The organism is uncultured Campylobacter sp., assembly GCF_938031315.1.
In the GTDB taxonomy this organism is placed as follows: domain Bacteria; phylum Campylobacterota; class Campylobacteria; order Campylobacterales; family Campylobacteraceae; genus Campylobacter_B.
On the sequence record NZ_CALHHT010000172.1, the window covers coordinates 1 to 6,166 of the forward strand.

Consider the following 6,166-nt stretch of genomic DNA (forward strand, 5'->3'; position numbering starts at 1 on the left):
TTGGCTCACGCCTTTACCCCAAAACGTGTAGCTGCTGCCGTTTTGCAGCACGCTCTCGCCAAATAGTCTGTTTAGCGAAAACAGGCCCGGATCCCAGCCTACGGCGATGATGCCTACATTTCCGCCCACTTTGGCTGCGGCGTCCACAGCGGCGAAGTGCTCAGGTATTTTTGCATGCGTATCGAAGCTATCTACGACGTTAAAGTTCTGCGCAAACTCGGGCGTCTGCGTCGGTAGATCAGTCGCACTACCGCCGCAAAGCACCAAAACGTCAAATTTGCCCTTGTGTGATAAAATCTCATCCGCGCTAAATACCGGCGCACCGAAAGTCTTCACGCCGTGCGGATCGCGGCGAGAAAAAACCGCCGAAAGCTCTAAATCCTTGCTATTTCGTGCGGCAAGCTCCACGCCGCGGCCTAAATTTCCATATCCTAAAATTGCTATTTTGATTTTTTCGCTCATTTTTTACCCTTCAAATTTTAAAATTTAGCGCGTAAAACGGCGCGCCGCCGATGAAATTTTACCTCAGTAGGAAATAATAAATCACGTATAACCAACTTAAAAATCCGTGGATTATCGCCCACATTATGCTTTTATTGACTCCCCATGATAGTGCGACGGCTATGACCGTGCCTAAAGTAAATCCACCGATACTACCCTTTGACATATTTTTCTCCTTGATTTAAATTAGACTCAGACGAGCGGACTACTCGCCAAACGCCTTTAACTCGTCGCATACTTTGGCGAATTTTTCCTGCGCGCTTTGCAGCCCCTCGCGGTTAGCCTCGACCACGGCTTGCGGGGCAGAGGCTACGAATTTTTCGTTATTTAGCATGCCTGAGAGCTTTTCGATCTCTTTTTGCAGCTTGGCTTTTTGCGCGTTAAGGCGCGAAATCACGCCGCTAAGATCGACCCCCTCAAGCGGCACGAAGCTTTCTAAATTCTCGCTTACGTCGCGAGCGGAATTTGCGATATTTTGCTGCGTAAATTCCACTTCATCTACCTTTGCTAGCGTTTTGATGTAATCTGCAGCAGCGCTTAGATCGACTGCGGATTTGACGTAGGCTTTGGCTACGCGCGCATTGCCGAGCTCAATCGTCGCCTTTGCGCGACGAATGCTCACGATCGCTTCGATTAGCAGCGAAAACAGCTCCTCGATCCGCTCGTCGCGCTCGCCAGGCTGTGGGTATCGCATCACCATGATGGAGCGCGCGTCTTGCAGCTTCGTGCCGCTTAGCTCCTGATACAGATACTCGCTTAGAAACGGCATAAACGGGCTTAGTAGCTTCATCGCTTCTTTAAAAATCATCCCCAGCTCGCCGATTGCGGCCTTGTCCGCCTTGCTAAGCTCGATGCCCCAGTCGCAAAACTCGTCCCAAAAAAACTTATAAAGCTCGGTCGCAGCGTCGTTGAAGCGGTATTCGTCTAAATTTTCCCGCACCGCGCTCACGCAGCAGTTAAAGCGCGAAAGCATATATTTGCCGAGGCTCGTTTTGATCCGCGCCACGTCCAAATCATCGAATTTAGAAGCGTTTAAAAGCAAAAATTTGCTCGCGTTATAGAGCTTATTCGTAAAATTTCGATATATCAAAAGCTTATCGTCGCTAAGGCGTAGATCGCGCCCCTGCACGCACAAAATCGTAAGCGTAAAGCGCAAAATATCGGCGCTAAATTCATCGATTTTTAGCAGCGGATCGACTACGTTTTTGCTCGATTTGCTCATCTTTTTGCCGTCTTTGTCCTTAACCAAGGCGTGCAGGTAGATGTCGCGAAACGGCAGCTCGCCCATGGCGTTTTGGCACTGAAACATCATGCGCGCGACCCAGAAAAACAAAATGTCAAAGCCGGTAATTAACATAGTATTCGGATAAAATTCGCTCAAATCCTCCTCAAACCACTTCTCGTTTTTCAGCGCCTCGCCATTGCCCCAGCCAAGCGTACTGATCGGCCAAAGACCGCTTGAAAACCATGTATCGAGCACGTCGGGATCTTGAGTAAAATTTTTACCGCCGCATTTTGGGCAGACATCGGGGCTCTCGCGCTCATCCGCCCACTGATGGCCGCAGTCGCAGTAAAACACGGGAATTCTATGTCCCCACCACAGCTGGCGACTGATGCACCAGTCCTTCAGCTCGCGCATCCAGGCGTTGAAGCTATTGATCCAGTGCTTCGGGAAAAATTCCGCCTCGCTGGAATTTACCTTAGAGATCGCCTCTTTTGCGATATCTGCGCGCACGAACCACTGCTGCGAGATGTACGGCTCGACGACGTTTTTGCAGCGGTAGCAGTAGCCGACCTGATTTTTGTAATCCTCGATCTTTTCGATAAAGCCCAGCCTCTCAAGCTCCGCTACGATTTGATCGCGCGCGGCAAGTCGCTCTAAGCCTTGAAATTTACCGCACTGCTCGTTTAAAATTCCTTTTTCGTCAAATACCGTGATAAACTCCAGCCCATGGCGCTTGCCAATCTCGTAGTCGTTGGTATCGTGCGCGGGCGTGACCTTAACCGCACCCGTTCCGAAGCTCATATCGACGTATTCGTCGGCGATGATCTCAATCTCGCGGCCGATTAGCGGCAGCACGACTTTTTTACCGATAAAATTTTTATAGCGCTCGTCCGCGGGATTTACCATTACGGCGGTGTCGCCGAAGTAGGTCTCGGGGCGCGTAGTCGCCACGACTATGTAGTTGCGGCTCGTCTCGCTCGAATCTTTGCAAGAGTTTGAATTTTGCTCGCTTGATGAACTATTTGTTCTATCTGCACTCGCAAAATTCTGCACAACCTGCAAATCTTCATCGCGATACTTTGCCTCGTCATTTTGAGTTAAATTTGAAATAGAATTCTCACTTAAATTTGACGCTCGATATCCGTTTAAATTTGATAAATTTTGTCCGCCCGCAAAGTAGTAGCGCAGATGATAGAGCTTGCCCTTGTTCTCCTTGTGCTCTACCTCTACGTCGCTTAGCGCGCCGTCGTGCGTGCACCAATTTACCATGTAGTTTCCGCGCACGATGAGCCCCGCGTCGTATAGGTTTACGAAGGCTTTGCGAACGGCGTTTTTAAGCCCTTCGTCCATCGTGAAGCGCTGTCTGCTCCACGCAGGCGTGACGCCAAGGCGCTTCATCTGCTTTACGATCTGCCCGCCGCTTTGTTCCTTCCAGCGCCAAACGTGCTTTAAAAACTCCTCGCGCCCGATCGCTTCTTTTTTAGTCCCTTGTGCCAAAAGCTCGCGCTCGACGACGTTTTGCGTCGCGATGCCTGCGTGGTCTAACCCCGGCTGCCACAGCGTGCGATAGCCGTCCATTCGCTTGTATCGCGTCATAATATCTTGCAGCGTAAAAGTGAGCGAATGCCCGATATGAAGCACTCCGGTGACGTTAGGAGGGGGCATCATAATGCAAAAGTTTTTGCCTTTTTGCTGGATATCTTTATTGCCGTCGATCTCGAAATAACCGCGCTGCTCCCAAATTTTATAAAAGCTCTCCTCTACGGCTTTCGCGTCGTAAAAATCTGCCATTTTCAGCCCTTTTTTAAAATTTTAAATTTTGCGATTTTAGCGGAATTTATGTAAAGCGCTCATTAAAATGGCGATATTATATAGATAATAGATTAAAGTATAGTATTTCAATATATCTATAAGTATTGATTTTTAAAGGATTTTGTATAAAATTTTAAAAAATCATATAAAAACGCTTGACATTAAAAATTCTACCTGCTATAATACCGCGAAATTTTAACCAAAAGGATTAAATATGAAGAAATTTCTTCTCGCTTCGCTTCTTAGCGCCAGCGTCGTCAGCTTCGCTCTTGCTGAAAAAATCGTAGTCGCCGCTACTCCGATACCGCATGCCGAAATTTTGGAGCAGATCAAGCCCGATCTAAAAGCCCAAGGCTACGATCTTGAGGTCAAGGTTTTCAATGACTACGTAACCCCGAACCTCGCTACCGATAGCGGCGATGTCGATGCGGGATTTTTTCAGCACGTGCCGTATATGGTAGAATTTAACGCCAACAAAGGCACAAAATTAAAAGCGACCGTAGGCGTGCATTTAGAGCCGATGGGCATCTACAGCCATAAGATTAAAAATTTAAAAGATCTTAAAAACGGTGCCAAAGTTTCCGTGCCGAACGATCCGACTAACGAAAGCCGCGCTCTTGATCTGCTCGTAGCCGCGGGGCTCATCGAAGTTGATAAAAACGCCAAGCTACGCACGCCGTTAGATGTCACGAAAAATCCTAAAAATTTAGAAATTTTAGAGCTTGAAGGCGCCGCGCTTCCACGCACCCTGGGCGATGTCGATATTGCGGTTATCAACTCAAATTTTGCCTTTAACGCAAATTTAAACCCAATCAAGGATTCGCTATTTTTAGAAAAGGCTGAGGGCAACCCTTACACAAATGTCATCAGCGTTAAAGAAGGCAACGAAAACAGCCCTAAAATCAAGGCGCTAGATAAAGCGATTCAAAGCGAGAAAGTGAAAAAGTTTATCGAGACGCAATATAAAGGCGCAATCATTCCATCGTTTTAACTCCTCTCTTTTTAAAATTCGGCGCACGATTCGCGCCGAATTTGCTGGCATTCGCTATTTTATTTACTATCTTTTTTTATAATTGCGCGAAATTTACCGAATAAAGGAAAAATAATGAAAAGAATTTTATCTTTCAGCTTTGTTGCCGCTATGGCTATATCTTCGCTCAATGCGGGCGTTCTTGCAACTGTAAAAGACGCAAATATCACGATTACCGACGAGGAGATCGCTCCTTTTTTGGCGCAAAATAATCTGCAAGGCAGCGAGCTAAGCGCAGAAGACAAAAAGAAGCTAATCGATGATATGATCAAATATAAACTTCTAGTCGCAGAGGCCAAAAAATCGGGCGTTGAAAACACCGACGAATATAAACGTCAGCTAGAGCTAGCTAAAGACGGCATCGCTTTTAATCTTTGGCAGCGCGAAGAGGCTAAAGGCGTAAGCATCAGCGACGAGGAAGCGAAAAAAATCTACGACGAGAACAAACAAAGCTTCATGCAACCGGATTCCGTTACCGCAAGCCACATCCTAGTAGCCGACGAGAAGAGCGCTAAAAACGCTATTGCAAAGCTATCCAAGGTAAAAAAAGAGGATCTTAAAGCGGAATTTAACAAACTAGCCAAAGAGATTTCAACTGATCCGAGCGCGAAAGAAAACGGCGGCGATCTAGGCTCTTTCGGCAAAGGCATGATGGTGCCGGAGTTTGAAAAAGCGGCGTTTGCGCTAAAAGATGGCGAGATGAGCAAGACGCCCGTAAAAACGCAGTTCGGATATCATATCATCTATAAAGAGGGCAGCAAAAAGGCCGAGACTATGCCGTTTGAGAAGGTAAAAGATCTTATCAAAAACCAGCTATTGCCGGGCAAGGTCAATAAAAAGCTCGACGATAAAGCAAACGAGCTATTTAACAAGATCACGGTAGAATACGCGAAATAATTTCGCTAAATTTAGGGCGCGAGACTCTTTAAATTTACGTGCAAAACCTAATTCTGGAAGTGCGTTAATTTAACTCGCGCCTTTTTCTTTTGCAGGACGGTTCGTTTGATTTGGACTCGGCGCTGAAATTTTGCCGTAAATTTGACGTAAATTTAAGATCAAACTTCGCGAGAAAATTTCAGCTCTAAATTTATCGTAAATTTTAAAAGCAAAATTTTGATTGGGCTTTGAAATCGTCTTTTTGCACTACGGCGCTTTTGTCCGCGTTAGATCAATATAAGCGAATCAAGATAAAATTTAGCGTCACGCGGCAGAGCGCGCAAGCTTTACACAGGTTAATTAAGGATTAAAATGCTTTCAGGCATCGTAAATTTCATCGTAGAATTTGTCGCCGACTGGGAATATTTCGGCATCTTCGCAATGATGTTTTTAGAAAGCAGTTTCTTTCCTTTTCCAAGCGAAGTCGTAATGATCCCCGCGGGCTATCTAGCCTCAAAATCGCAGATGAGCTTTCTTGCGGCCTTTGTTTGCGGGCTAGGCGGTAGCATTACTGGCGCGCTATTTAATTACTATCTATGCTATTTTTTCGGTCGTAAATTTATTTCTAAATACGGCAAATACGTGGGCATCACCGAGGAAAAATTTGCAAAATTCGAGGCGTTTTTCAATCGCCACGGCGAAATTTCGACCTTTAATTGCAG

6 protein-coding genes are annotated in these 6,166 nt (G+C 46.3%); 3 read left to right on the plus strand and 3 right to left on the minus strand.

The features are described 5' to 3' along the window. The 3 genes from Q0236_RS04565 to Q0236_RS04575 all read right to left on the minus strand — a co-directional run. Positions 1-462: diaminopimelate dehydrogenase (locus tag Q0236_RS04565; protein WP_297915550.1), on the minus strand; the 462-nt coding region annotated here is incomplete at its 3' end. A 58-nt stretch (positions 463-520) separates the two neighbouring features. After that, on the minus strand, positions 521-667 hold the full coding sequence (locus tag Q0236_RS04570) for a hypothetical protein (protein WP_297880516.1): 147 nt from the start codon (positions 665-667) through the stop codon (positions 521-523). Between the two features lie 39 nt (positions 668-706). Then, positions 707-3,517 (minus strand): valine--tRNA ligase, encoded by a 2,811-nt coding sequence (locus Q0236_RS04575; RefSeq protein ID WP_297915552.1) that lies wholly within the window; start codon positions 3,515-3,517, stop codon positions 707-709. 235 nt (positions 3,518-3,752) lie between these two features. Here Q0236_RS04575 and Q0236_RS04580 point away from each other — a divergent pair, with 235 nt between their 5' ends. The 3 genes from Q0236_RS04580 to Q0236_RS04590 form a co-directional block, all read left to right on the plus strand. Beyond that, positions 3,753-4,529 (plus strand): MetQ/NlpA family ABC transporter substrate-binding protein, encoded by a 777-nt coding sequence (locus Q0236_RS04580; RefSeq protein WP_297915554.1) that lies wholly within the window; start codon positions 3,753-3,755, stop codon positions 4,527-4,529. A 114-nt stretch (positions 4,530-4,643) separates the two neighbouring features. Then, positions 4,644-5,465: a peptidylprolyl isomerase gene (locus Q0236_RS04585; protein WP_297915555.1), complete on the plus strand. Its 822-nt coding sequence runs from the start codon at positions 4,644-4,646 to the stop codon at positions 5,463-5,465. A 351-nt stretch (positions 5,466-5,816) separates the two neighbouring features. Next, positions 5,817-6,166 (plus strand): DedA family protein (locus tag Q0236_RS04590; RefSeq protein WP_297915557.1); only part of this gene is annotated, 350 nt, incomplete at its 3' end.